The sequence below is a fragment of the Marinobacterium ramblicola genome, assembly GCF_019084545.1.
Classification (GTDB): domain Bacteria; phylum Pseudomonadota; class Gammaproteobacteria; order Pseudomonadales; family Balneatricaceae; genus Marinobacterium_D; species Marinobacterium_D ramblicola.
Window position 1 is genome coordinate 60,196 of sequence record NZ_JAHREP010000025.1, and the last position, 21,903, is coordinate 82,098.

General features: G+C 56.9%; 26 protein-coding genes and 4 tRNA genes. 20 read left to right on the forward strand and 10 right to left on the reverse strand.

What is annotated here, in order from left to right:
• Position 1 precedes the first annotated feature (1 nt).
• The 5 genes from tmk (at position 2) to KQ940_RS17770 (ending at position 4,099) form a co-directional block, all read left to right on the forward strand.
• Positions 2 to 625 (forward strand): dTMP kinase, encoded by a 624-nt coding sequence (gene tmk, locus KQ940_RS17750; RefSeq protein ID WP_217415148.1) that lies wholly within the window; start codon positions 2 to 4, stop codon positions 623 to 625.
• Positions 622 to 1,617: a DNA polymerase III subunit delta' gene (locus tag KQ940_RS17755; RefSeq protein ID WP_217415149.1), complete on the forward strand. Its 996-nt coding sequence runs from the start codon at positions 622 to 624 to the stop codon at positions 1,615 to 1,617. The genes tmk and KQ940_RS17755 overlap by 4 nt, the downstream gene beginning before the upstream one ends.
• Positions 1,618 to 1,635: 18 nt before the next feature.
• The gene (locus tag KQ940_RS17760) at positions 1,636 to 1,986 is read left to right on the forward strand and encodes a PilZ domain-containing protein (protein WP_217415151.1); all 351 of its coding nucleotides are present in this window, start codon (positions 1,636 to 1,638) and stop codon (positions 1,984 to 1,986) included.
• A 13-nt stretch (positions 1,987 to 1,999) separates the two neighbouring features.
• Complete coding sequence (locus KQ940_RS17765) at positions 2,000 to 2,782, forward strand: TatD family hydrolase (protein ID WP_217415152.1); 783 nt, start codon at positions 2,000 to 2,002, stop codon at positions 2,780 to 2,782.
• Positions 2,783 to 2,998: 216 nt separating this feature from the next.
• Complete coding sequence (locus KQ940_RS17770; protein WP_217415153.1) at positions 2,999 to 4,099, forward strand: malate dehydrogenase; 1,101 nt, start codon at positions 2,999 to 3,001, stop codon at positions 4,097 to 4,099.
• A gap of 76 nt (positions 4,100 to 4,175) precedes the next feature.
• Here KQ940_RS17770 and KQ940_RS17775 read toward each other — a convergent pair whose 3' ends face one another.
• From KQ940_RS17775 to KQ940_RS17800, 6 genes are all read right to left on the reverse strand, one after another.
• A complete protein-coding gene (locus tag KQ940_RS17775; RefSeq protein ID WP_217415154.1) occupies positions 4,176 to 4,742 on the reverse strand; it encodes a chemotaxis protein CheW in 567 nt (188 codons plus the stop codon).
• 127 nt (positions 4,743 to 4,869) lie between these two features.
• On the reverse strand, positions 4,870 to 5,205 hold the full coding sequence (locus KQ940_RS17780) for a TusE/DsrC/DsvC family sulfur relay protein (protein WP_217415155.1): 336 nt from the start codon (positions 5,203 to 5,205) through the stop codon (positions 4,870 to 4,872).
• The gene (tusB, locus tag KQ940_RS17785) at positions 5,205 to 5,486 is read right to left on the reverse strand and encodes a sulfurtransferase complex subunit TusB (protein WP_217415156.1); all 282 of its coding nucleotides are present in this window, start codon (positions 5,484 to 5,486) and stop codon (positions 5,205 to 5,207) included. The genes KQ940_RS17780 and tusB overlap by 1 nt, the downstream gene beginning before the upstream one ends.
• A gap of 1 nt (position 5,487) precedes the next feature.
• Positions 5,488 to 5,850, reverse strand: coding sequence for a sulfurtransferase complex subunit TusC (gene tusC, locus KQ940_RS17790; RefSeq protein ID WP_217415157.1), 363 nt, complete (start codon positions 5,848 to 5,850; stop codon positions 5,488 to 5,490).
• The gene (tusD, locus tag KQ940_RS17795) at positions 5,847 to 6,245 is read right to left on the reverse strand and encodes a sulfurtransferase complex subunit TusD (protein ID WP_217415159.1); all 399 of its coding nucleotides are present in this window, start codon (positions 6,243 to 6,245) and stop codon (positions 5,847 to 5,849) included. The genes tusC and tusD overlap by 4 nt, the downstream gene beginning before the upstream one ends.
• Before the next feature lie 128 nt (positions 6,246 to 6,373).
• Positions 6,374 to 7,054, reverse strand: coding sequence for a Bax inhibitor-1/YccA family protein (locus KQ940_RS17800; RefSeq protein ID WP_217415160.1), 681 nt, complete (start codon positions 7,052 to 7,054; stop codon positions 6,374 to 6,376).
• A 115-nt stretch (positions 7,055 to 7,169) separates the two neighbouring features.
• Between KQ940_RS17800 and KQ940_RS17805 the strand changes: the two genes are divergently transcribed.
• The 3 genes from KQ940_RS17805 (at position 7,170) to mtnN (ending at position 9,025) form a co-directional block, all read left to right on the forward strand.
• Positions 7,170 to 7,257: transfer RNA gene (locus tag KQ940_RS17805), tRNA-Ser, on the forward strand.
• A 54-nt stretch (positions 7,258 to 7,311) separates the two neighbouring features.
• Positions 7,312 to 8,109 carry a pseudouridine synthase gene (locus KQ940_RS17810; protein WP_217415161.1) on the forward strand — a complete coding sequence of 266 codons (798 nt, stop codon included), beginning with the start codon at positions 7,312 to 7,314 and terminating at the stop codon, positions 8,107 to 8,109.
• A gap of 160 nt (positions 8,110 to 8,269) precedes the next feature.
• Positions 8,270 to 9,025 (forward strand): 5'-methylthioadenosine/S-adenosylhomocysteine nucleosidase, encoded by a 756-nt coding sequence (mtnN, locus tag KQ940_RS17815; protein WP_217415177.1) that lies wholly within the window; start codon positions 8,270 to 8,272, stop codon positions 9,023 to 9,025.
• Between the two features lie 10 nt (positions 9,026 to 9,035).
• Here the strand turns inward: mtnN and KQ940_RS17820 are convergent, their stop codons facing one another.
• The gene (locus KQ940_RS17820) at positions 9,036 to 9,539 is read right to left on the reverse strand and encodes a TlpA family protein disulfide reductase (RefSeq protein ID WP_217415162.1); all 504 of its coding nucleotides are present in this window, start codon (positions 9,537 to 9,539) and stop codon (positions 9,036 to 9,038) included.
• A 111-nt stretch (positions 9,540 to 9,650) separates the two neighbouring features.
• On the opposite strand from KQ940_RS17820, the gene KQ940_RS17825 reads away from it, so the two are divergent.
• On the forward strand, positions 9,651 to 10,523 hold the full coding sequence (locus tag KQ940_RS17825; RefSeq protein WP_217415163.1) for an NAD(P)-dependent oxidoreductase: 873 nt from the start codon (positions 9,651 to 9,653) through the stop codon (positions 10,521 to 10,523).
• Between the two features lie 116 nt (positions 10,524 to 10,639).
• A complete protein-coding gene (locus KQ940_RS17830; protein ID WP_217415164.1) occupies positions 10,640 to 10,780 on the forward strand; it encodes a hypothetical protein in 141 nt (46 codons plus the stop codon).
• Positions 10,781 to 10,794: 14 nt separating this feature from the next.
• On the opposite strand, the gene KQ940_RS17835 is transcribed toward KQ940_RS17830, so the two are convergent.
• Positions 10,795 to 11,694, reverse strand: coding sequence for a DUF1853 family protein (locus KQ940_RS17835; RefSeq protein ID WP_217415166.1), 900 nt, complete (start codon positions 11,692 to 11,694; stop codon positions 10,795 to 10,797).
• Between the two features lie 65 nt (positions 11,695 to 11,759).
• Between KQ940_RS17835 and KQ940_RS17840 the strand changes: the two genes are divergently transcribed.
• The 7 genes from KQ940_RS17840 to KQ940_RS17870 all read left to right on the forward strand — a co-directional run bounded on the left by KQ940_RS17840 (position 11,760) and on the right by KQ940_RS17870 (position 16,064).
• Entirely contained in the window at positions 11,760 to 12,092 is a 333-nt protein-coding gene (locus KQ940_RS17840; protein WP_246590164.1) for an excinuclease ABC subunit C, read from the forward strand.
• Positions 12,093 to 12,109: 17 nt separating this feature from the next.
• Positions 12,110 to 13,951 carry an excinuclease ABC subunit UvrC gene (gene uvrC, locus KQ940_RS17845; protein ID WP_343222679.1) on the forward strand — a complete coding sequence of 614 codons (1,842 nt, stop codon included), beginning with the start codon at positions 12,110 to 12,112 and terminating at the stop codon, positions 13,949 to 13,951.
• A gap of 29 nt (positions 13,952 to 13,980) precedes the next feature.
• Complete coding sequence (pgsA, locus tag KQ940_RS17850) at positions 13,981 to 14,529, forward strand: CDP-diacylglycerol--glycerol-3-phosphate 3-phosphatidyltransferase (RefSeq protein WP_217415167.1); 549 nt, start codon at positions 13,981 to 13,983, stop codon at positions 14,527 to 14,529.
• A gap of 130 nt (positions 14,530 to 14,659) precedes the next feature.
• Positions 14,660 to 14,735: transfer RNA gene (locus KQ940_RS17855), tRNA-Gly, on the forward strand.
• A gap of 17 nt (positions 14,736 to 14,752) precedes the next feature.
• Positions 14,753 to 14,826 (forward strand) — tRNA-Cys (locus KQ940_RS17860).
• Between the two features lie 36 nt (positions 14,827 to 14,862).
• Positions 14,863 to 14,948, forward strand: a tRNA-Leu gene (locus KQ940_RS17865).
• Positions 14,949 to 15,047: 99 nt separating this feature from the next.
• Positions 15,048 to 16,064, forward strand: a complete 1,017-nt coding sequence (locus KQ940_RS17870; protein WP_217415168.1) for an ABC transporter substrate-binding protein — start codon at positions 15,048 to 15,050, stop codon at positions 16,062 to 16,064.
• On the opposite strand, the gene KQ940_RS23100 is transcribed toward KQ940_RS17870, so the two are convergent.
• Together KQ940_RS23100 and rimO are read right to left on the reverse strand one after the other, a co-directional pair.
• Positions 16,054 to 18,768 (reverse strand): MFS transporter, encoded by a 2,715-nt coding sequence (locus KQ940_RS23100; RefSeq protein ID WP_217415169.1) that lies wholly within the window; start codon positions 18,766 to 18,768, stop codon positions 16,054 to 16,056. The genes KQ940_RS17870 and KQ940_RS23100 overlap by 11 nt on opposite strands.
• A 164-nt stretch (positions 18,769 to 18,932) precedes the next feature.
• Entirely contained in the window at positions 18,933 to 20,246 is a 1,314-nt protein-coding gene (rimO, locus tag KQ940_RS17880) for a 30S ribosomal protein S12 methylthiotransferase RimO (protein ID WP_217415170.1), read from the reverse strand.
• Between the two features lie 143 nt (positions 20,247 to 20,389).
• Between rimO and KQ940_RS17885 the strand changes: the two genes are divergently transcribed.
• From KQ940_RS17885 to KQ940_RS17895, 3 genes are all read left to right on the forward strand, one after another.
• Positions 20,390 to 21,064, forward strand: coding sequence for a DNA-binding protein (locus KQ940_RS17885; protein WP_217415171.1), 675 nt, complete (start codon positions 20,390 to 20,392; stop codon positions 21,062 to 21,064).
• 43 nt (positions 21,065 to 21,107) lie between these two features.
• The gene (locus KQ940_RS17890) at positions 21,108 to 21,554 is read left to right on the forward strand and encodes a response regulator (protein WP_217415172.1); all 447 of its coding nucleotides are present in this window, start codon (positions 21,108 to 21,110) and stop codon (positions 21,552 to 21,554) included.
• Positions 21,555 to 21,617: 63 nt separating this feature from the next.
• On the forward strand, positions 21,618 to 21,896 hold the full coding sequence (locus KQ940_RS17895) for a response regulator transcription factor (protein ID WP_217415173.1): 279 nt from the start codon (positions 21,618 to 21,620) through the stop codon (positions 21,894 to 21,896).
• The last annotated feature ends 7 nt before the right edge of the window (positions 21,897 to 21,903 follow it).

A 21,903-nucleotide genomic window follows, 5' to 3' on the forward strand; every position in this document is an offset into this window, starting at 1 on the left:
GATGTCTGGTTACTTCATCACCCTGGAAGGGATAGAGGGGGTCGGCAAGACCACCAACCTGAACTACGTACGCGAATACCTTGAACGGAAAGGGTATGAGGTCGTCGTTACACGCGAGCCGGGCGGGACCCCGCTTGGTGAACAGCTGCGCGAGCTGCTGCTGACGCCGCGAACCGAGCCCGTATCTGATATGGCGGAGCTGCTGATGATGTTTGCAGCGCGTGCGCAGCACCTGTTTGCCGTGATTGAACCGGCACTTGCGCGAGGTGCCTGGGTGCTTTGTGATCGCTTTACCGATGCCACCTTTGCCTATCAGGGGGGCGGTCGGCAGCTGGCATCAGAGCCGGTAGCGCTCCTAGAGCGCCTGGTGCAGAAGGAGCGCCGTCCGGACCTGACGCTGCTGCTTGATCTGCCGGTGGAGGTTGGACTTGCCCGTGCCCACTCTCGTGGCGTACCTGATCGCTTTGAGGCGGAGCGGGTAGAGTTTTTCCAACGTGTGCGTGAGGCCTACCTCGCGCGGGCCGAGCAGGAGCCTGAGCGCATCAAGGTGATAGATGCCGAGCCGCCGCTTGCACAGGTGCAGCAGCAGATAGATCGGGTTCTGACAGGGTTGGAGCGGCAATGAGCGTCGATGAGCAGATCTATCCCTGGCTGAGCGAGCAGTGGTCGCACCTGATTCAGCAGCACGCGAACGGACGCTTGCCTCACGCGCTGTTGCTCAGTGGCCCGGCGGGTGTCGGTAAGGCGGCATTCGGTGCAGCGCTGGCCCACCTTCTGCTTTGTCATCAACCGCAGGGAGGTAAGCCCTGCGGGCACTGCCGCAGCTGTGAGCTGCTCTCCAGTGGTCATCACCCTGATCGCCTGTTCCTGCGCCCAGAGGAGCCTGGTAAGCCGATACGGGTGGATCAGGTTCGTGAGCTGACCAATATCCTGCACAGTACGGCGCAGCAGGGAGGTTACCGGATCATGATCATGGAGCCGGCCGAAGCGATGAACGTGGCGGCGGCCAACGCATTGCTGAAAACGCTCGAGGAGCCGGGGCAGGACACCCTGCTGATTTTGGTCTGTCATCAGCTGGGCCAGCTGATGCCCACCATTCGAAGCCGCTGTCAGCGCATTGAGTTCAGCCTGCCGTCGGTTGAACAGAGCAAGGGCTGGTTGGCCGGACAGTTGGCGATGAGTGAAGATGAGGCCGAAAAACTGCTGGCTATTGCGCAGGGGGCTCCGCTGGGAGCGGTCGCGCTCAAACAGGGTGATCTGCTCGAGCTGCGTCGCAACTTTATGAGCGGGCTGGCCGACCTGCTGCGCGATCGCACCGATTCGATCAGCCTGGCGCAGAAGCTGCACAAAGAGGAGCTTATTCATCTGCTCGATTGGTGGCTAAGCCTGCTGGCTGATCTGGTGCGCTTGCAGTCCGGTGCGCAAAACCCTGACTTGAACAATGTCGATATGACAAAAATGCTTTCGGCAGTTGCGAATCGAGCCGACAGGGTTAGAATCTTCACTTTGGTTGATCGCGTTCAGGATGAGCGTAAAAGCCTCATGTTGCGACATAACCCGAATCGTCAGCTGCTTCTGGAGAAACTACTGTTTGACTGGAGAGCGCTGATTCGTTAAGCAGGAGTGCAGCTGTTCATGTCGATCGTGCCCAGAATCAGTCACGGTATCCTCTCGCTGGTTATCGGAAATAAAGAGGAACTCCTCAAGGCCTACATGCCGTTCGTCAATAACGGGGGGCTGTTTATACCGACCACGCGTTCCTATCAGCTGGGCGAAGAGGTGTTCATGCTGATGACGCTGATGGATGAGCCGGACAAGATCCCGGTTACCGGCAAGGTGGTTTGGGTTACGCCCAGGGCCGCCCAGGGCGGACGGATTCCAGGCATCGGAATTCAACTGTCGTCAGAGGATGTACAGCTCGTCGGTAAACTGGAAACCTACTTGGCCGGTGCACTGGGCAAAGGCCGCCGTACCAACACGCTATAACGTCTGGATATTCATGTTCATAGATTCCCACTGCCATCTGGACCGGCTGGATCTCGGCCGCCACGATGGTTCCCTGGCCAACCTCATAAAGGCCGCAGGCGATGCAGGTGTCGAAGAGATGCTGTGTGTCGCAATCGATCTCAATCAGTTCGAGGAGATGTACGAGCGGGTGAAACCGTTCGGTAATGTGTATGCATCAGCCGGCATACACCCCTGTCATGTCGGCGAGTGTCCGTTCGACATGGACAGGCTGCGCGAGGCCGCCAGTCGTGAGAGGATCGTGGCGCTGGGGGAAACCGGGCTCGATTACTACTACAGCAAAGAGCTGGCAGAGCAGCAGAGGGAGAGCTTCGCCGGCCATTTGAGGTTGGGAGCTGAGCTGGGCCTGCCGGTAATCGTTCATACCCGTGACGCGCGCGAGGATACGCTTGAGGTTATCCGCCGGCATGCCGATCCGGATGTGGCCGGGGTGCTGCACTGTTTTACCGAATCCCGCGAGATGGCGCTGGCTGCACTGGAGATGAACTTCTATATCTCGTTCTCCGGCATCATTACCTTCCGCAACGCCGAAGAGTTGCGCGATGTGGTGCGTGCGGTTCCGTTGGACAAGATGCTGATCGAGACCGACTCCCCCTATCTTGCGCCGGTTCCCTATCGCGGCAAACAGAACGAGCCGACCTACGTGCCCGAGGTCGCCCGCTGCATAGCGGATGTTAAGGGGTTGAAGATTGAAGAGGTTGCCGAGGCAACGCGCGAAAACTTCTACCGTCTGTTTACCAAGGCCTGTCCCCACTGATAGGCACGGGCGTGTCCTCTGGCGCCCGTGTTTACCTGCCTTTGTTATCTGCCAGGTTATTCGTATTTCGAAAAATCGATTCGTATTGTGGAAAAGGCGAAACTCGCGCTTGCATCCGTAACCCTTTCTCGCGTTGAATGAGATTAGACTAAAGTCTAATTCGCTGCCGTTGGCTGGTTGCGAGTGGGTTTCAAACGGAATGACAGGAGCTTTTCAATGAGAAGACCGGTACGAATTGCGGTGACGGGGGCTGCGGGCGCCATCAGCAACAGTCTGTTGTTTAAGGTGGCTAGCGGCGAGATGTTCGGTAAGGATCAGCCGGTCATTCTGCAGTTGATCGAGATGCCTGAGCGGATGGAAGCGTTGCGCGGCCTCGCGATGGAGCTGGAGGATTGTGCCTATCCGTTGCTGCATACCATCACACTGCACGACAATGTCGAGGACGGCTTCAATAACGTTCACTACGCACTGTTGATCGGTGCGCGGCCACGTGGTCCCGGCATGGAGCGCCGAGATCTGCTGGAGTCCAACGCCGCAATCTTCAGCCGTCAGGGGCGGGCACTGAACGATTTTGCCAACCGCGACGTCAAGGTGCTGGTGGTCGGTAACCCGGCCAATACCAACGCGTTGATCGCCAGCCGAAACGCTCCCAAATTGAGCCCCTCCCAGTTTACTGCGCTGACCCGGCTGGATCATAACCGGGCCAAGGGGATCCTGGCTAACCACACTGGCGCCAACCCACGCAATATCAGCCGAGTCGTGATCTGGGGTAACCACTCCACGACACAGTACCCGGACCTTCATCATGCGACGGTGCTGGATGAGCCGGTGATGAATCAGATCGACGTGGAGTGGTATAAGAACGTTTTTATTCCCAAGATCCAGAACCGGGGTGGTGAGATCATCGCTGCGCGCGGCTTGTCCAGTGCAGCCTCAGCGGCTCAGGCGGTGGTGGATCATATGCGCGACTGGATCCTGGGTACCGACGCCGGCGAGATCGTCAGCATGGGGATCGTCAGTGATGGCAGTTACGGTGTCGAAAAGGGGATCTTCTACTCCTTCCCGGTGCGTTGTGACTACGGCCGCTATCAGATCGTGCGAGGGCTGGAGATCTCCGAATGGAGTCGTGAACGGATGCGGATGACCGAAGCAGAGCTGCTGGAAGAGAAGGCAGCGGTCAACCATCTGTTACCGGTGGAGACCGAGGCGTCGCATCAGAATCTCTCGATCTGTCTGAGATCCGGTGTCACGCTCTATGCCGACGGTACCGGGCCGGATGCCTCGTCGAAGTACCTGACGACCAATAGGGTGATGTAAGGTCCGGTATCGGCAATAACAGACAGGCCCCTGACTTCGGGGCCTTCTTGCTTGATGCGCTACGCGGAGTTGGGGGTCAGATGTGGTTGCTGATCATCTCATCATCGCTCACCGGCGTAATGGTCAGCAGCATCTTGGACAGGTCGAGCAGGATGATCAGCAGGCCGCTGTGGTAGCAGACGCCCTGAACGAAACGCTTGCTGGTCTCATCGCCAGAAGCATTGGGGGCTCGATCCACATCATTCTGCGGCAGGTTCAGCACCTCGTCGACGCTGTCGACTACCAGGCCAATAACCTCGGACTCATTGAACTCGACGACGATGATACGGGTCTCGTCGTCAGGCTGGGCGCGCGGCATGCGGAACATCTGCCGAGTGTCGATGACCGTCACCACGTTGCCGCGCAGGTTGATAATGCCCAGAACGGAAGCGTCGGCGCCCGGTACCGGGGTGATCTCGCTATAACGCAGTACCTCTTTCACCTGCATTACGTCGATGCCATACAGCTCATTATCTACACGGAAGGTTGCCCACTGGTGATAGACCACATCTTCCTGTTGGGCCTTTCGTGACTTTGTATCCTGTTTTTTCAGTTCGTGCTTCTTGAGCATTTGCAACTGTTCGGCAGCGGCTTCTAGACTCATGCGGAGTACCCTGTCAGTTCAGTTCGAATCGTCCTGCGGTGGGCCAACATTGTTCCGAGCAGGCTGTTTTGTATTGTAAGAGCGACAGGGCACAGTATCACATAGCCCCGGACGCGATAAAAGAGCGTCAGAGGCAGTTATCGGGCTTCGGCAAACCTGCCAGGCGCGCGCCGACTTTGGCGGGGCTGCCCGGGAATAGCTGCATAAGATAGATGCTACGGCCTTTGTCGTCTCCGAGGGTCTGCTTTACTGCTTTGACGAGAGGGCGCATCGCTGGCGAATGTTCGTATCGCGAGTAAAAATCGCGCAGCAGGTAGAGAATCTCCCAGTGCGCCTCGGTCAGTATAATTCCCTCCCGGGAGGCTAGATATTCGGCGACCTCTGGCGTCCATAGCGAGAGCTCCTCCAGATACCCCTCGTCGTCGAACGCAATCTCTTGCCCGGCTATCTTTTCCGTTGCCATCAAAACCAGCTCACCACCTTGTCATGAGAGACGCATAGCGCAACGAAACCTGCGTCATCCACGGATTCGACTGCATCGGCCTTTAGGTCACGCGCCTTGAGATCAGCCTCAAGTGCAACCAGTCGTCCAGTGAGGTTGGCAAGTTGCGATGCAAATGCGGGTAGGGTCCAGTAAACACCATCTTCGATCAGCAGCAGGGTGTCTTCTGACGTGATCGTGTTAAGTGCGCTTGCCATGCACGCGGCGTTGGCCGGGGCTTGATTCAGGGTATGAAGAACCATGTTAGATGCTCAATACATGTCGGTGTTGTGCCAGCAGGGCGGGAAGCGCCGCATCGTCGACCAGCTCGACGGGCAGGATCAGCTCGTCCTGGCGAAGACCACGCTGTTCCAGAGAGGAGGTGCTGACACAAAGACGCTTGATATCGTACAGCGGCAGAGACTGCTGTACAGCGTTTAGGTTTTTTTGCCCGATAACGGAGGGGGATTGCCCTTTTAGCAACTGGAAAACGCCATCATCCAGAAACAGCAGGGTAACCGGCTGCTCGAATACCGAGCAGGTGAGCGCTACGTCCAGGGCATCGCGTGCTGCAGAGCTGCCGTAGGGGGCACTGCGGGTCATAACGAGAATGCCTTCAGTACTCATGAGCGGGCTCCAAAGGTAACGACACGGTCGGACTGGATGCAGGCTTCGACCAACTGTCCCAGGCCTGACAGCTCAAATGAGTCACGCAGATTCCACTGATCCTGTTTGTAGCGAACGGCTTCCTGTTCGTTGATGACGCCCCGGCGAACCGCGGCCGCTATGCAGACCACAAGGTCCAGCTTATGTTGTTGGGCCAATTCCTGCCACTGCTGCGGGATATTGAACTCATCCTGCGGCGTACAGGTGAGTGCCGAACCGTTATGCACGCCGTCACGATAGAAGAAAATACGGTGGATGCTGTGTCCAGCGGCGAGTACCGCTCTTGCAAACCTGAGTGCAGTTTCGGCACCCTGGGTTTGAACCGGTGGCGCCTGAACGACTATGGAAAAGATCATCGGTTTTCCTGTATATCGCCGCTCCTGTGCATCCATGCACCCGCGGCATACCGTACATCCTGTACATAAAAGCCCTGTCATCTTAACAGATGAGCAGGGCTTTTTGCTGCCTGGCTTGAGGCGGGAAATCAGTCGTCGCTGAATGCGCCGACCAGCGCCAGCAGGTGTACGAAGAGGTTGTAGATGCTCAGGTACAGGCTAACGGTGGCCATGACGTAGTTTGTGTAGTGGCCATTGACGATATTGCTGGTGTCGTAGAGCACAAAGCCCGCCATCAGCATCACGACAACGGCTGAGAATGCCAGGTGCAGGCCGGACACGTTGACGCCGAACATCGGCAGCACGAACAGTGCGACCATGGCGATCAGCGCGACCATCATGCCCGCCGCCAGGAAGCCGCCCATGAAGCTGAAGTCCTTGCGGCTGGTCAGTGCGTACGCGGACAGGCCGAAGAAGGTGATTGCCGTCATACCCAGTGCAGTGGCAACGATCTGACCGCCGTTAGGCAGTGCCAGATACTGGTTCAGGATCGGGCCGAGGCCGAAACCGAGCAGGCCGGTGAAGGCGAAAGTGATCGGCAGGGCGGCGGCGCTGTTCTGTTTGCGGTTCAGCACGAACAGCAGGACAAAGCTTAAAATTACACTGCCCAGGTAGACTATGAACGGCGGATTGACGGCCATGGATATGCCAGCCGTTACGGCGCTCAGGAGCATCGTCATGGACAGCAACAGGTAGGTGTTGCGAATTACCTTATTGGTATCGGTTGTCGCAACATTTGCACTATGTTGCAGGGGGCGTACATTCGCCATAGCGTTCCTCGCACGTTTAATTGACTAGAACCAATAATGGTTATCTTTTCGCGTTTTTCAAGTGTTTCGACCATTTGACTTCGAGAAGATTCCACGTAAACTGCCCAGCGTTTGCGGAGGGATGGCTGAGTGGTTGAAAGCACCGGTCTTGAAAACCGACGAGTCGAGAGGCTCCCAGGGTTCGAATCCCTGTCCCTCCGCCACTTATTCTCTCAAAACCGCATCTCTCAGAATCCGTCAACAGAGTCTCCGTTCCGGTGAGCGACCCTAACCCCACAGTCGATCCTCAGCCCGACATACTCTTTGAAGATGACTGGATCATCGCGGCCAACAAGCCTGCCGGCCTGTTGGTGCATCCCAGCTGGATAGCGCCTGCCAGGACGCCAAACCTGGTATGCCAGTTGCGCGATCTGTACCCCGGCGAAAAAATTCACACCGTACACCGTCTGGATAGAGCGACTTCGGGGGTCATTCTGTTTGCCCGTAGCAAAGAGGTTGCGCACGCTCTTCAGACCGCATTCAGTGAACGATTGGTGGAGAAGCGTTACCTCTGCGTAACGAGGGGCTGGCCAGAAGAGCAGGGTGTTATCGATTACCCGTTGAAGCCGATTCATGATCGTATCGCCGATGCGCATTCCGACCCGGACAAACCCGCCCAGGAAGCGGTATCCTCCTATCGTCGATTGGGGTGTGTGGAGCTGCCGATTCCGGTCGGCCGTTATCCGGCTGCACGCTACTCCCTGGTGGAGGTTTGCCCTAAAACGGGGCGTAAGCATCAGATCCGTCGCCATATGAAACATATCTTTCACCCGCTGGTTGGGGATACCAAGCATGGTGAGGGGCGGCATAACCGTTTGTTTCGTGAGCACCTCGGAGTCCATCGCCTGTTATTGATGGCCACCGAAATCAGCTTCACTCATCCGGAAACAGCAGAGATTGTGAGGATTGTTGCACCGGTATCGGATGAGGTCGACGAGCTGTTTAGCCGCTTCGGTTGGAGCGGTTTGTATCCGACCCGTCGCAACGTCGAGCTGGGTGGTACCAATTTTGCGTAAGGAAAGGTGCTATAACTGATTAGTAATAGCTACAGGCACAAGGAGAGATGGCAGGTGCCTGTATTTGTTACGAAAGATTAATAACGGCACATTACTATTAACCAGGGTCGCAACCTATGGTCGACCAAGACAAGATTATAAGTCCGTGAAAAAACCTGAAATGACCACACCTCCTTTATTGGCCGATCTGCTCCACGCTTCCGGGCGTCTGCGGGTAGCGATCATCGGCGCCATGGATCAGGAGATCGAAGAGCTTAAGGAGATGCTCGTCGATCGCGACCACGAAGTGATTGCCGGATTCGATTTCTATACCGGTAAGCTGAATGGCACCGAAGTGGTGCTGTTGAAATCCGGTATCGGCAAAGTCAATGCTGCGATCGGCTGTTCAATCCTGCTATACCACTATCAGCCCAGCTGCGTCATCAATACGGGCTCTGCCGGTGGCTTTGATGGTGAGCTGGAGGTTGGGGACGTGGTGATCTCCCAGGAGGTGCGCCATCACGATGTTGACCTCACCGTGTTCGGCTATGAGCCCGGGCAGGTGCCGGGGCTGCCGCCGGCGTTCACTCCTGATCCGCTGCTTGTCCGCTTTGCCGAGCAAAGCATCAGCAAGAAGCGGGGCATGAAAACCGTCAACGGCTTGATTGCGACGGGAGACACCTTCATGAACCGCCCCGAAAGGGTCGAAACCACACGCCTTCTGTTTCCCAGCATGAAAGCCTGTGAAATGGAGGCGGCGGCTATTGCCCAAACCTGCCACCGCTTCGGTACACCCTTCATCGTGATACGGGCGCTATCCGATATTGCGGGCAAGCAGTCTGAGGTCTCTTTCGAACAGTTCCTCGACAAGGCGGCTCACCACTCTGCAGAGATGGTGATCGGGATAACCGAGTGTTTGCGTAACTACGCAAAGTAAAATCGTGGGGTCAGGGAGCTGTCGGCAGCAGCTCTCTGATTCTCGCTTTCCACTTCTCACTGGCCCACTCCCTGGCACCGGTGATCACCTCCACCAACTCACCCTCTGAATCGAACAGATAGCTCATCGGCAATCCTTTGAGGTTGAATTCGGTGAACGTGCGCCCTTCGCTGTCCAGCAGTATCTGCAGTGTGAGAGGGGTATCCAGCTTGTGTTTGAACGCCTCCAGGTCGGCTGCGCTTTCACCGGCACTGATTGCGACTATTCTGAAAGGCCGGTCGATAAATGCCTGTTCGAGGCTTTCCAGTTCCGGCATCTCTTTCACGCAGGGAGGGCACCAGGTCGCCCAGAAGTTAACCAGCAGCACCTCGCCTCGATGTTGGGCTAGCGAATAGCTTGTGCCTTCGGGTGTTTGAAAGCTCAGCCTGTAGATATCGGGAGCGCGCGATTCGCCTGCATGGCCAGGTGTCGTCTGTGAGATAAGCAGCAAACCGAGCAGAAAGTGCTTTAGCATCGAGATTTTCCTGAGTAGTGTACAGTCTTACCCGCAGATCCCTCGGTTAAGAGCATCGTTGCGTCTTTGAACCGATAGTTTAGCTTAAGTCTTTGTATTAAGGAGATTGTTATGGCCAAGGTAGCGTTCGTAGGTCTCGGCACCATGGGGTACCCCATGGCGGGCCATCTGGCTAAGGCCGGTCATGAAGTATGCGTGTACAACCGTTCCCGGGCGAAAGCCGAACGGTGGGTGGCCGAGTTCGGTAATCGTCTCGCTGACACCCCTGAAGAGGCTGCCCGGGGTGCGGAGTTTGTCATGACCTGCGTCGGCAACGACGACGACCTGTATCAGGTGACGCTTGGCGAGCAGGGCGTTCTCAAGGGGATGGCACCTAGTGCGATTCTTATCGATCATACCACCGCATCCGCCGAGATCGCGCGTAAGCTCGATGGCGCCTGCCGCGTGCAGCAGTGCGGTTTTCTCGATGCGCCTGTATCGGGCGGTCAGGCGGGCGCCGAAAATGGTGTTCTGGGCATTATGGTCGGCGGTGCCGGCGAGAGCTTTGCGCGGGCCGAACCGGTTATTGCAGTATACGCCAAGGCCACAAAGCACCTTGGCGAGGCGGGCAGCGGTCAGTTGACCAAGATGGTCAATCAGATCTGTATCGCCGGATTGCTGCAGGGGTTGGCTGAAGCCACCCATTTTCTCAAGCAGTCGGGCCTGGATGGGGAGGCAGTATTCGATGTTATCCAGCATGGCGCGGCAGGTTCCTGGCAGATGAGCAATCGACATCAAACGATGCTGAACGACCAGTTCGACTTTGGCTTTGCGGTGGACTGGATGCGCAAAGATCTTTCGCTGGTTCTGGATGAGGCGCGCCGTAACGGTGCGCGCCTGCCGGTAACGGCGCTGGTTGATCAGTTCTATGCCGATGTGCAGCAGATGGGTGGGGGGCGCTGGGATACCTCAAGCCTGCTCAAGCGTCTGGAGCCTGGCAGTTAGCGTATTCAGTACTATTGATGTACTGGAATTAGCGACCCGAGCCGTTATAATGCGCAAAATTTCACCAGAGTGCGGACCACCGCACCTTAACAATCTCGAACAGAGGTTCTAGTTCTATGACTGATATCGACAAGTACACCCTGGTTTCTTTCGCACCGAGCCTCGTGATTGTGGCGGCGATGATCATCGGCACTTTCGTTGCCGTACGCTTCCTGAAAAAGGTTATCGCTCAGGACGCAGCGAAAGCGGGTGAGTGAGGTCTGAGGGCCTGCTATGGAAAGGTCGCGTAAGCGGCCTTTTTTGTCCCATGCGATCCGGACCAGTCATCGGCGACAACGAACCCTCTTGAACGTTCGATCCAGCCGCCGTCCGTTTGCCGGAGGATCAGCACCAGATGCGCGCGCGCTTGGCCCGATATCGCCTCCCTCAGTCGATCAAATTCGATGGGATCTGTCTCCAGCATTGAGGCCGGCAGCAGCCAGTCCGGTTTTCTGACCAGCATGTAAACACTGCCTGGCGCCTTGATCAACTCCAGCTCGGATTGGGTCAGCCACCAGCCTTTGAGGTGGGCGGGGTTGATCTGCTCTGGCTGACATCGGGGCGTTGGTCGTAGCGGATGGTAGAACAGCCAGCCCTTGATCCATAGCGCCGATGACAGGGGCTGTTCGATACCCAACTCCGCGAGTTGCCGTTTGGCTTCCGGCCGTTGAGTCAGCTTGAGCTGATGGTTGAGCATATGGTGCCACTTCTGCGCCAGGCAGTCGTCGCGCCGGGTGCCGATGTAGTGCGCAAGCGAACTGCCATCGCCATCGAGCAAATAGAGCTTGAGTGCGACTTCAAGGTGCAGCCACTGTTGCGCGAGCTGAATCAAGAAATCAAATTCACCGAGGGTCTTTTTCTCGCTTTTTACCTGTATATTTCTTTTAATATCAAAAACATCTGCTTCAGATCTCAAGTATTGAAAGACCAGATTTTCAAAATGCTCTCCCAGGCGCCAGTGCGGCTGGTAAGCGGCTACGTCCAGGAGGTTCGGGCTTGCTGTCTGGAGTTGTGGCGGGCGACTGAGGCCGGGGGGAGGCAGCAGAAGATCTGGCGATGAGGTCAGCCATTCCAGCTCCGCCTGTAGCCGCAGCGGATGAGAACTGGGTTTGTAGGGTGGACGACGATTCACATCTGCCTCAAAAGTGCCTAGAGTATGCCGCATTCGAAACATAGATTGACAGACAGGGGCGCACAATGACAGCGATGACCAAACGCCAGGCACTTCGTCTCCAGCAAGAGCTGCAGCAGAACAACCGTCAAAGCAAGCGCCATCCGTTGCTGTCCGAAACCGATATCAACACCATATTGGTTAACGGGGCCAAGATCTCTCTGAGTAAGCTAAAGCGCGCCAAAACCTTCGATGCCCGGCTCTACTACTTCGCCGAAATTGGCGTCTATCTCGAGGTCTCCCTGTCACGCGGTGCAGGTATCTCGGACGAGACGCGGGATCAGCTGCGCGAGATACATCGCCAAGCAACGCATGTCCATATGCAGGCCAATAAACAGTTCAATCAGGTCGAGACCTGATAGCCATAGATTCGACAGTGACAGAACCGGATAACAGCAGCGCATTTGACAGCAAGGCCTTCCTTTCCCGCCTGACCACACGCCCCGGCGTTTATCAGATGTTCAACAGCGAGGGAGAGATTCTCTATGTCGGCAAGGCACGGAACCTTAAAAACCGTGTGTCCAGCTATTTCCGGGCCAGCGGCCTGACGACCAAAACCATGGCCCTGGTGGCCAAGATCGCCCGTATCGAAGTCACCATCACCAATAGCGAGACCGAAGCGCTGCTGCTTGAACAAAACCTGATCAAGCAGCAGCGTCCGCCCTACAATATCCTGCTACGCGATGATAAGTCTTACCCCTATATTCTGGTCACCGACAAAGATGAGTATCCCGCCGTGCGTTTCCAGCGCGGAGCCAAGAAAGGGAGAGGGCGCTATTTCGGGCCTTTTCCCAGTGGCTCGGCGGTACGGGAAAGTCTGCATATCCTGCAGAAAGTGTTTCTGATCCGTCAGTGTGAAGACAGCTTCTTTCGTAACCGGTCGCGACCCTGTCTGCAGTATCAGATCAAGCGCTGCAGCGGGCCCTGCGTCGGTCTGATCACGCCTGAGCAATACGATAGTGATCTGCGTCACGCGATGATGTTCCTGGAGGGGCGCAACCAGGCGATCATGGAGGAGTTGGGGGCGCAGATGGATGCCGCTTCTGCCGCGCTTGACTTCGAGAAAGCCGCGGAGCTGCGCGATCAGATCAGCCGCTTGCGTCAGGTACAGGAGCAGCAATACGTCTCCGGTATGCAGGGCGATGCCGACGTGTTCGGTTGCGCCATGCAGGCGGGAGGCACCGTGGTCCACGGTTTGTTCGTGCGTCAGGGCAGGGTTATCGGCAGCAAGGTTTACCATCCACGGGTGTCGATCGAGGAGAGTCCCGCCGATGTGCTGGCGGCATTTATCGCTCAGTTTTACTTGGCGGGCGTGCGCGAGATTCCGGATCACCTGATTGTCAGTTACGAGCTTGAGGGCAAGGATGCGCTTGAGCAGGCGCTTGGTGAAAAGCGCGGCCGTAACGTCAGCATCGCGCACAAGGTCAGGGGAGAGCGGGCCGGTTGGCAGCGGCTGGCACAGACCAATGCGGAGCAGCAGCTGGCCAGCCATCTGGCCAGTAAGCAGAGTATCCACGGTCGCTACCTGGCGCTGCAGGATCTGCTGGGCCTCGACAGCCTGCCGGAGCGGCTGGAGTGTTTCGATATCAGTCACAGCTCAGGTGAAGCCACGGTGGCATCCTGCGTCGTATTCGATCGCAACGGCCCGCTCAAGTCGGACTATCGAACCTTCAATATTGAGGGTATCACGGCAGGAGACGATTACGCCGCCATGCATCAGGCGTTGACCCGGCGCTACACCCGCTTGAAAAAGGGCGAGGCCAAGCTCCCTGACCTGCTGGTGATCGACGGAGGCAAAGGGCAGGTTGCGCAAGCGATGGAGGTGCTCGACAGCCTGCAGATCACCGAGGTGCTGGTTATCGGTATCGCCAAGGGGCCGACCCGTAAAGCGGGGTTTGAGGTGCTGATAAGCGGCGATACCGGCCAGGAGCAGATGTTACAGGCAGACTCCCCTGCGCTGCATCTGTTGCAGCATATCCGGGATGAGGCGCATCGCTTTGCCATAACCGGTCATCGTGCACGACGGGGTAAGGCCCGCAAACAGTCCAAACTTGAGGGCATACCCGGTATAGGGCCCAAGCGACGGCGTGAATTGCTGCGCCATTTTGGTGGTGTAAGAGAGATAGAAAGCGCCAGTGTTGAAGAAATCGCAAAAGTCTCTACCATAAGTCGGGCGCTGGCGGAGGAGATCCATGCCGCGCTGCACCCCGAACATTGAGCCATCCGGACAGGCTGTAGATCCTTCAGATGAAAATACCCAATATACTTACCCTGCTGAGGATGGTCCTGATACCAGTGTTCGTCCTGGTTTATTATCTGCCATTCGCCTGGGCGCCGCTGGCGTCTGCCGCCATCTTCTCGTTAGCGGCCGTTACCGACTGGTTTGACGGCTACCTGGCACGCAAGTTGGACCAAAGCTCTCCATTTGGCGCATTTCTGGATCCGGTAGCCGATAAATTGATGGTGGCGGCTGCGCTGGTGGTGCTGGTGGAGACCTTCGCCGAGCCATGGATCACCATCCCGGCGGTGGTTATCATCGGCCGAGAGATTGTGATTTCAGCGCTGCGTGAATGGATGGCCGAGCTGGGCGAACGTGCCAGTGTGGCGGTATCGATGGTCGGCAAGATAAAAACCACGCTGCAGATGGTGTCGATTATCGGCCTGCTCGCATTTCCGCCGCTGACAAGCCTGTCCTGGGTCGGGGTAGTCGCGCTGTACGGTGCGGCACTGCTGACCTTGTGGTCGATGTTCGTCTACCTCAAAGCCGCCTGGCCATTTCTTAAAGAGGATATCTAAGCGCTTCTCCGAGCGGGGGCGGTACCCGGCTTGATGCGCTAAGTGGTTAATCTTTAAGCAGAAATATTTCATTTATCTGGTTGACACGCCGAAACATAACTCTATAATACGCACCACTTGTTGAGACGACGCGGGAATAGCTCAGTTGGTAGAGCACAACCTTGCCAAGGTTGGGGTCGCGAGTTCGAGTCTCGTTTCCCGCTCCAACAAGTATCTCAAGAATGGCTGGATGGCAGAGTGGTCATGCAGCGGACTGCAACTCCGTGTACGCCGGTTCGATTCCGACTCCAGCCTCCATTCTTTTCAGCACCCCGCTGATGTGTGATCCACCAAGCCCCGGTGGTGAAATTGGTAGACACAAGGGATTTAAAATCCCTCGGCCTTCGGCTGTACCGGTTCGACTCCGGTCCGGGGCACCACTTGTTACCGCTCATATCACTATCCTTGCTTCTTCCTTCGGATCGCTCCGCGCGTACTAAGCTTATGCTGTCTACTACGGAGAAAGCAAAGGCTCGGAAGTGAACACAAAACGACTCTTCTTTACGGCAATCCTGGCAACTTCGCTGGCCTTTGGCGGCATTGCCAAAGCACAAGAGGTCAATGAGCACAAACGCATCTATGCCGTGTACTGGCGGGGGTGTGAGGAGTCCTGTCAGGGATATCAGGACTACCTGAAACAGCATATGCCCAGTGCCGAGATCATTATTCGGGACGCTGAACGACAGCCCGAGCGGCTTCCTGGGTATCTTGAGGAGGCGCGCTCGATGCAGCCGGACCTTCTGCTCTCCTGGGGCACGACAGTCACGCTGGGGCTGGCCGGCAAGCTATCCGATCTCGATAATCCGAATTACAACCACGAGATTCCCCAGATCTTCACTATCGTCGCTGATCCAATAGCGGCCGAAATCATAGAAAGTCTGGACGATACCGGACGGCCTAATTTAACAGGCACCCTGAACCGGGTGCCTGAAGAGGTCAATATAAACGCGATGCGCACCTATATGCCGTCGTTCCAACGGCTTGGTCTGATCTACAACACAAACGAGCCTAACTCAGTGCTTAAGAAGGAGGAGCTGGAAGCGCTGGCGCCGCAGATGGGGTTCGAACTCATTGCGCTCGAGTTGGCGCTTGATAAGCAGGGCGCGCCGATTGCTGATGATATTCCTGCGAAAATGGTGCAGCTGAAGACGCGCGGGGCTGATTTTATCTATCTCGGCTCAAGCTCCTTCCTCAATGCGCAGAGCGCTCTATTTACGTCGTCTGCCGTTGAGGCGGGTTTGCCGGTCTTGAGCCCCTATGAAAGCCAGGTCAGGGAATCGGATGCGTTAATGTCGGTTTCTGCGCGCTACTATCAGGTTGGATTGTTGGCGGGTGAATTGACCGAAAAGATCCTGATGGAGGGGGTATCGCCCGGGGATCTGCCGGTGGCGAGAATGACCGAGTTTGCCTATGTGGTGAACATGGCTGTGGCGCGCAGACTTGAGCTCTTCCCATCTGTGGAGATATTGCAGTTCGCCGAGACGGTCAATAACTGAGTCGATACCTGGAGCGTACGATCAGCAGAATAAGGCCGCCGGTGAAGAGCCAGACGCTTATCGCGGCTATGGCGACAGGGTAGCCCGCCAGGCTGGCAACGAAGGCGATCAGGATAAGTCCGAGTATGCTGCCTGTGCGCTCGAGCACCCTTAGGCTGCTCAACACCGTATCACGTCCAGGCACGCTGAGTTCTGTTTCCGCCAGACCCATCGCTATCGATACCTCGGGATCGCGTATCAGGCTTTGCCCCAAGCCAACTCCTGTGACAGCAGCGACCATCGCCCAATAACTGGGCCATATAAAGGTTGTGGCGAGCGCCGTGGCTGCAATCAGCGTCCCTGTGATTGCCTGTGATGACTTGGCCATTACCCCGTCCAACAGGCGCGGTGCAACAGGTACGACAATCGCGACCAACAGGAAGTAAAGCATGACGACCCGGCTCACATCGGCCGCAGAGGCGCCGAGCGCATCGAGCTGCAACGCAACTAAAAACGCAATAAAGGCTTGAATCATCACGTTGCTGGGGATGGCGAGCGTAAATACGAGCAGAGAGAAGCGGGCGCTGCGCAATGGCAGGATCAGATCTCTTAGTCGGGGGATGGGTTCGGCTTGCGTGCGCGGGTGGCGAGGCAGAAGCAACCAGGCAAGAGCACCGGCAAGCAGCGCCAGGCCTGAGCCGAGTAAAAACACGGTCGGCGCTCCCGACCGATCGGCGATGATCCCCCCTGCAGCGGCGCCGGTGAATATGCCGCCGAATAGCGCCGAGGTGAACAGCCCCAGAGACCTTCCGCGCACCTCCGGTGTCACCACGTCCAGCACATAGTCTTGGCAGGCATGGGTCGAGATCGCATACCCCAGGCCTGAAATCGTGCGGAACAGGATGAGGGTGACGGTAGTGGTTGCCAGTGACAGGCCTAGATTGGCTGCCACGATCAGCAGCGCCGAAACCAGCAGCAGTCTGCGCGATCCCCAGCGGGAGTTCAGCGGCCTGACCAGCGGCGCGCCCAGTATTGTAGCCAGCAGATACCCTGCCAGGGGGAGGCTTAAGACAACGCCTGGATCTATCCATTGCAGGGGGTTTTCAACCGACCGGGTGTACACCGGTAGAAATGAGATCGACAGCGCATCTGCCAGCCCAAAAAGAAATACAGGCAGGCGGATGTCGTTCAGGTAGGCGAACTGTAGAAGCTTTGGGCTCGGCGGTTTGGGCTTGTCGCAAGTTGCGGCATGCATTCTGTACAGTGTATCGGCACGTTCGCTCAGGAAGGCGGCGGCGCGGTCAAGTTCGCTGTTCCTTCTTCCACTCAATCCGCTACTGAAATCGCCGGCGGCCTGCAGGTTGAGTAGATGATTGAGTCGGTTGAACGGGCCGGTCATCGAAAAGCTGAGGGTTACAATTACCACCTGATAGGCCAGCAGTGCCGCAACGAGGACCACCACCGCCAGATCCAGTATCAGGAATCGCAGTTGCATGGCGAAATAATGCGGGTTGGCTTCGATAACGATCTGCCCAATCTTGCCTGTGGCGTCGGAAATGGGAAAGCTCGATCTATCCTGCTGCGTACGCCAGAAAGGTGAGGAGGGGGCGGTATGAGCACCCGCCTGGAACACCGGGAGGCTCTTTTGGGGGCTGATAATCGCCAGATAGGAGACCTCTGGGAACTGGTCCAGCAGCTCATCGAAGTACCTCGATACCCCGACGAGAGCTTCCAGCGGGATGCCGGCGCTGATGGCGCGCTGAATATTGCTGTTGGCAACAGAGCCGATCAGTTCCAGGCGGGCCGTCTGCTCCGGTTCGAAAGAGGCGCGTACCTGGCTGTAGATGTACCAGCCCTGTAGCAATACTGCCGCGAGCAATAGTAGTACTAGCCCCGGTACAAGCCGACGGCTGATCGCACGCGCCAGCGACGAGTCCGGAGCCTGTTTAACCATCAGTGGCACGCGCGCAATATCTAAGGTCTGGCCGGTGGTCGCTGTTTTATTGTCGGCATCCAGTCCGCTGAGCGCTGAATGATAGCGCTGTGCTGCCTGAATCAGCTTGGAGTGCAGTGAGGGTATTTCGTCAGTAAAGAAACCGCACCCACGGGCATCCGGAACTGAAGGTGGTGGCGAACCGGGCGAGAGTTGGGAAAACAGAGAGAGCAGTTGTTTTATCTGCGAGAAGCCTTTGATCGCACCGCCAAGTTGCACTCGCAGCAAGCACCAGGCGAAAGCAGAGAAGGCTGCCCAAGCAAGCAGCGTGGTGTTGATGATGCGTTGCTGCAGTAAATCAGTCGCCCTGTTGAACGCCTCTTTGGTATAGATCACCACAACCCAGCCTGCGGCAGTACCATCCCTACGCTGTATCGATACAGCGCTGATCAGGTCGGCCTCCGTTTCTATTGACCAGCTTCCAGCTTCAGCGAATCTCATCGCCTGTTGCATCGTAGCGCTGACATAGGCGGCGCGTGCTTGGCTGGTGGAGTGGATGATCGCGCCATCGTTCTCGATCACGTGGATCTGATCGATGTTGGCATCTTCGGCGCGGGCATGATCGAGCACCTGGCGTGCGTTGCGCAGCATTGATAGTGGCAGCCCGATGTTGACGATCGGTCGAAAGGCGCCGGCCGTGGATTGAGCGACCACCGAAAGCCGCTGTTTAAGCAAATCAGCCAGGGTGGCGTTATGTTGTAGAGTGGCCAGCATACTCAGGATGGCAAGCACCAGCCCCAGTATCGAGGTTACACTAAGCCAAGTACGCCAGAGTATCGACATCCGTTTACGTCCAACAGCAGATCCTGAGGTTCATCTGTAGTATGGAAGTGATCATCGGATTCGTCGAAACCGAGGATGGGCCCGCAGAGGTGCGGGCCTATATGGAGAGTCTGTTAGACGGGGTGTGCCCACATATCGTATTCGTCGGCCTCTTCGATCTCGACCAACAGGCGCTCGCCGGGCTTGAGGTGGGTCTGGTGATCAAGGAATACCTGGCCGTCGATCTCCGGTGCGTCCGCCTGCGAACGGCAAACGGCTCCCTCTTCGACCACCTCGTCAACGATGACTTCGATGGTTTTGCCCACCTTCTGCTGAAGCTTCGCGGCGCTGATACGCTGCTGCACCTCCATGAAACGCTCCCAGCGCTCCTGCTTGACCGCTTCCTCAACCGGATCGGGCAGTTCGTTGGCCGTGGCGCCCTCGACCGGGGAGTACTGGAAGCAACCCACGCGGTCGAGCTGGGCCTCCTCGAGGAAGTCGAGCAGGGTCTGGAAGTCCGCCTCGGTTTCGCCGGGGAAACCGACGATAAAGGTCGAGCGCAGGGTGATATCGGGGCACTGCTGGCGCCAGTTCTCGATGCGGTGCAACACCTTTTCGGCATGGGCCGGGCGGCGCATGTTTTTCAGCACCGAGGGAGAGGCGTGCTGGAACGGGATGTCGAGGTAGGGGAGGATCTTGCCCTCCGCCATCATCGGGATGATCTCATCCACGTGAGGGTAGGGGTATACGTAGTGCAGGCGTACCCAGACGCCCAGCTTGCCAAGCTCCTCGCACAACTCCTTCATCCGGGTCTTGACCGGTTTGCCGTCCCAGAAATCCAGCTTGTACTTGGTGTCGATGCCGTAGGCGCTGGTGTCCTGAGAGATCACCAGCAGCTCCTGCACACCGTTTTCTGCCAGTCGGCGTGCTTCACTGAGCACGTCGCCTACCGGCCGGCTGACCAGGTCGCCACGGAAAGAGGGGATGATGCAGAAGGTGCAGCGGTGGTTGCAGCCTTCTGAAATCTTGAGGTAGGCGTAGTGGCGAGGTGTCAGTTTAACGCCGGTATCCGGCACCAGACTGGTAAAGGGGTTGTGCGTAGGGCGGGGCGCGACTTGGTGGACCTGCTGCATCACCTGGTCATACTGGTGCGGACCGCTGACCGCGAGCACCTTCGGGTGCACCTCGCGAATAAGGTCCTCCTTTGCGCCCAGGCAGCCGGTGACAATGACCTTGCCATTCTCTTTCAACGCTTCGCCGATGCTGTCGAGCGACTCCTGAACGGCGCTGTCGATAAAACCACAGGTATTCACCAGTACCACGTCAGCCCCGTCGTATGAGGGGCTGATCTCATAACCCTCGGTGCGCAGCTGCGTCAGGATACGTTCGGAATCGACGGTGTTTTTGGGGCAGCCAAGGCTGACAAAACCGACTTTAGGAGCACTCATATTTACCATCCGGCGAGATCTTGTGTTCAGGACGCGCGATTCTAGCTGAAGATCAATAAATGCGCGACTCAAGGCTGGTCGAGCGCTGCAAACATGCTAATATCGATGCTTAATACATATCAAATGATACATATGGTGTATTTATGACACAGAACGGCAGTACCAGGGCGCGAGTGTTCGAAGCCGCCGACCTGCTGCTGGAGCAGGGCATTCGTCCTACTCAACAGGCTGTTCGAGAACAGATCGGTAGCGGTAGCCTCACCACCATCAATAAAGCCCTCAACGATTGGTGGCGTACGCTGGGCGAGCGGATCACCCGCCAACAGCAGCATCCCGAGCTACCGGAGCCGGTATTGACTATCGCCAACCAGTTGTGGGATCGGGCATTGGCCTATGCCGAAAACCGGTTCGAGGAGCAGCGCCAGCAACTTAAACGCAGTGAGATGGAGCTGCGCAACCAGGTCGCGCTCAGCGAGCAGGGTGGGCATCAGGCGATGCAGGAGCTGCAGAGTCAGAATGGCCGCTTACTGGCACGCTGTGAGAAGCTGGCTGACGAGAAGTACGAACTGGAGCAGAAGCTGCTGAAGGCTGACGAGCAGCAGTTCAGACTCAAGACCGAGATCGATGAGTTGAATCGAAAGCTGCGCCAGCAGGAGTTGATCGCCACTGGCAGCCAGGGTGGGGGCGAGGCGCTTATCGAGGCCAGGGTGCGGCTCAGCATACAGGAGGAGGAGCTGATGCGCCTGAGATCCCGCAACGATGAGCTTAATCGCGAGAACGCCATGCTGCGGCAACAGCTGCAGAAACAGGCGGGATAATTAATATATAACTCGAGCTATTATATGTATCGGATTGATTAATATGGAATATCAGATCGATATAAACAGCGAGCGAGATGAGATCGTCAAGCTGATCAATAGTGCGGTCAGTGGCGATACCATATGCTGTAAACGCGAGTCTCAGTTCGAAATCTGCAAAAGTGTTCTGGTCGAGGCGAAACTTGCAGGGGTTACGATCTGTCTATTGGACCAGGATGACTATGTCATCCGCCAGACCTCAAGCAAGAAAAGGGCCCAGGTTAACGGACCCAGGCTGACGGACAGGCAGCTCGTGGTGATCAAGGCGCTTGAAAAGGTGCTCGCCCACTGCAGGAGGGAGGGGATCGCCCTCATTGGGTACAGCGATGAGTTGGTTGCCCTGCCCGCCAGCGTTGCCCAGAGCGATCCGGCGTCTGCCTATGCCGTTGAGGTGGACTCTTCGGGTTGCTACCGCGGTGCGGAAGGTATTGATTCATCCGTCTTGCCATAAATAGAATTCAAGCCGGTTGTGAGCCCAGGCTGGGAACCGCCTTTAGGATGAGAGACGTTGCATATGGATAGCTCGATTCGCGTACTGTTGGTAGATGATCACTCGATTGTTCGGTTTGGGTACCAGCAGCTCCTGTCACAGAACCCCGCTATTGAGGTGGTCGCGGAGGCAGAGAACTGTGCCGAGGCGCTGAGCTGCTACCGGAAGCTGGCTCCTGATGTGGTCATTCTCGACCTATCCATGCCGATGGACAGCGAGTCCGAAGAGGTACAGGAAACCTTCCCCCGTAAAGTAGACGCCTATCTCAACCTGGAGGTAGGCGGAAAATGGCAAGAATATTGAGTAAAGA